The 2,512-nt window shown below is 61.7% G+C and carries 2 protein-coding genes; both read right to left on the bottom strand.

From position 1 onward, the window contains the following. Window positions 1–103 precede the first annotated feature (103 nt). Window positions 104–907, bottom strand: coding sequence for an IS21-like element helper ATPase IstB (gene istB / locus AC1DE1_RS20775; protein WP_477179340.1), 804 nt, complete (start codon window positions 905–907; stop codon window positions 104–106). After that, window positions 900–2,396, bottom strand: coding sequence for an IS21 family transposase (gene istA, locus AC1DE1_RS20770; RefSeq protein ID WP_477179339.1), 1,497 nt, complete (start codon window positions 2,394–2,396; stop codon window positions 900–902). Before istA ends, istB begins: the two co-directional genes overlap by 8 nt. Window positions 2,397–2,512: the final 116 nt, after the last annotated feature.

Here is a 2,512-nt window from a genome sequence, read left to right as displayed (position 1 = left end):
ATGTTGGCGCTCGTTGAAAACTGACCATCTCTGCTCATTGAAAATTGACCAGGGGTGGAAGCCGAGGGCGGCAGCCCCCGGCGTTGCCTAATCGTATCGATTGTCAGCTCAATTCGTCGATGGCCTCCTGGTCTTGAGTCTTGGCCTGTTCACGGGATTTGATTCTGGCTTTGGCAGTGCTGCTGCTGTGCCGGAAGCGATAGGACTCGTTGCCCGTCTCGACGATGTGGCAGTGATGCGTGAGCCGGTCGAGCAGCGCGGTGGTTAGCTTCGGGTCGATAAAAACGTTGCTCCACTCGGCGAAGACCAGGTTGGTCGTGATGATCACGCTGGTGTGCTCGTAGAGCTTCGAGAGCAAATGAAACAGCAGCGCGCCACCGGCTTGTGAAAACGGCAGATAGCCCAGCTCGTCAAGAATGACGAGGTCGAGATGCATCAGCTGATGGGCCAGCCGGCCGGCTTTGCCGGCCGCCTTCTCTTGTTCCAGCGTGTTGACCAGCTCCACCGTCGAGTAGAAGCGCACGCGCTTGCCATGCCGGGCGATGGCCTCGATGCCTAGCGCCGTGGCCAGATGCGTCTTACCCGTACCGGTACCGCCAATCAGCACGATGTTTTCGGCCTTCTCGGTGAAGGCGGTGGTGGCAAAGGTGGTGATCTGCCGACGATCGACCTTTGATTGATCGAAATCGAATCCGGCCAGGTCGCGATGGATCGGGAAGCGTGCACTATGCATCTGGTAGCGGATCGAACGCAGGGCCCGGTCGGTCGATTCGGCCTGCACCAGATGAGTCAGCAGCGATTCGTACGTGGTCAGGCCGCCCGTGCTGCCTTGTTCGACCCAGTCGGCGTAGCAGCTGGCCATGCCGTACAGGCGCAGCGCTTTGAGGTTTGCGATCAGATCAGTCATGGCCGATCTCCTCGCGCAGCGAGTCGTAGCGACGCGTGTCGGCAATCGGCGCGGTCGTGACCGTCAGGGCAGTATCGACCGATTCGGGACGTGGCCCCTCGTGCAATCGTGCGAGGACATTGAGCACATGCTCGGCACTCGGTCGCCCGGATTCAAGCACCAGATCGACGGCGATTAGTACCGCTTCCAGACCGAAAACCGGCACGGCCGATAGCACCTTCGCCATCACCCGATCGCCGCCATCGCGACGCAGCAGCGCGCGGCTGAGTCGCAGCAGCGGCGCCGGCAAGTCGGCGAAGGGCGCACCGTTCCGCAGCGCGCCCGGCTTGCGCTCGATCAGCGGGACATAGTGCTGCCAGTCGTAAACCACATGATCGCGATCACTGGCGCGCACATGCTGGGCCACGATCTGCTGATCGGCAACGATCACAACGCGCTCTGGATACAGCCGCACGCTGACGCGATGCCCGGCTAGCGCGCAAGGCACCGAGTATCGATTGCGCGCGATCGAGACCAAGCTGGTGCTCGACACGCGCGCTGGCGATTCGACGTAGCCGTCAAAGGGCGTCGGCACTGGCATCAGCTGCGCCTGCTCGTACTCCCAGGCTTCCTGAATACTCATGCCGGAAAACTCGGGATGCGGTGCTTTGCGAGCCTCCATGCACTGCGCTGCCAACCACACATTCAATTCGCTGAAGCTGGCAAATCGCTGATCGGTGGCGACCTGCCAGATGCGCCGTCGCGTGTCCTGTACATTCTTCTCGACGCGGCCCTTCTCCCAGCCCGAGGCAACATTGCAGAAATCAGGATCGAAGAGGTAGTGCGCCGTCATCGCTGCAAACCGGGCATTGACGATGCGCGCCTTGCCCCGGCCCGGCACGCGATCCACTGCCGTTTTCATGTTGTCGTAGATACCGCGACGGGCCACGCCGCCAAGCCCCGTCAGGCAGCGAGCATGGGCATCGAACAGCATCTCGTGACCTTGGCTCGGATACGCCACCAGCCAGAAAGCCCGGCTGGCGCATAGCTTCATGTGCGCCAGCTGGATCTTGCGCCAGATACCGCCAATCAGCAGGCCTTCCTCGCTCCAGTCAAACTGGAAGGCTTCGCCCCAATCGAAACACAGCGGCACATACGCCGATCGGGCGGTGACCGCGCCGGCTTCTGCCTTCCACCGACGCAGGAATTCGGTCACCCGGCTGTAGCTGCCGGTGAAACCCTGCTCCTGCAACTGGGTATGCAATCGAAGCGCGGTACGCCGGTCACTGCGCGGCCGGCGCGCATCCGTCTCCAACGCTTGCCGCAACCACTCGACATGAGTGTCGAGCTTGCGCGGCCCGGCAGGCCGCTCGTACTTCATCTCATTGCGAGCCGGCTCGGCCAGCCACTTCTTGACGGTGTTTCTCGTCAGGCTAGTCCGCCGTGCGATCTCGCTGATCGACAGGCCATCCCGAAACCGCATTCGCCGCACCTTCGCGTACATCGCCATGGTATGCACCTCGTCTTCCTGCTGGGTCGGAACCCGCAGGCTAGTGAAGAACACCCTGGTCAATTTTCAGTGAGCAGAACCCCGTTTTGCTGGTCAATTTTCAACGCGCAGCAACA

It is taken from the genome of Dyella sp. 05T440 (assembly GCF_056395965.1).
Note: the sequence above shows the minus strand (reverse complement) of the source record. Positions and strands in the feature narration are given on the sequence as shown.

Bases quoted from the DNA above. Each gene is read 5' to 3' on its own strand.
- istB (WP_477179340.1), bottom strand. From the start codon at position 907: ATGACTGATCTGATCGCAAACCTCAAAGCGCTGCGCCTGTACGGCATG.
- istA (WP_477179339.1), bottom strand. From the start codon at position 2,396: ATGGCGATGTACGCGAAGGTGCGGCGAATGCGGTTTCGGGATGGCCTG.